Genomic DNA, 548 nt, shown 5'->3' with positions numbered 1-548 from the left:
CCATCTAAATCTGTAAATAAAATTTCACCTTGGTCAATGTGGTCTAACAACTCACCGTGGAGTCTGATTTCTTGACCAGGGAATACCACTAAATCAATGCCTCTGCGGTCAAGTTCAACTTGTAGTTGCCCAACAGCTTCTTCAACCTTGCTGCGTTCATTAACGAATTCTGAATTACGGTGGTGAGGTGTGGCTAAGATATGGGTAATCCCTTCTTGAACAGCAACATTCGCCATTGCTATTGACATTTCAATATCTTTAGCACCATCGTCCACTCCAGGTAATATATGATTGTGGATATCAATCATTACATTCCCTCCTTTTAATATATTGAATAAAGCATTGTGATTACTATATACACAAAAAAAGATCCTGGATACATGAATCTTTTTGTAAGTAGGGCATTTTCATTTCTACAATATACTATATATAAACAATTTATATGTAAGAAATTGGTAAAGTCACCTTACAATTTCACAACAATCATTCATTTCTAACTACTATATACTCTACCGCTTTTCAACCAATTTTAAAACATCATTTTCATC

1 protein-coding gene is annotated in these 548 nt (G+C 34.5%); it reads right to left on the bottom strand.

Annotation, left to right across the window (positions count from 1 at the left end; translation table 11 throughout):
* Nucleotides 1-308 (bottom strand): CpsB/CapC family capsule biosynthesis tyrosine phosphatase (locus ACRCJ0_RS19010; RefSeq protein ID WP_431391763.1); only part of this gene is annotated, 308 nt, incomplete at its 3' end.
* Between the last annotated feature and the right edge of the window lie 240 nt (nucleotides 309-548).

Source organism: Aerococcus sp. L_32, assembly GCF_050689315.1.
This window is presented reverse-complemented; position numbering and strand designations above follow the sequence as displayed.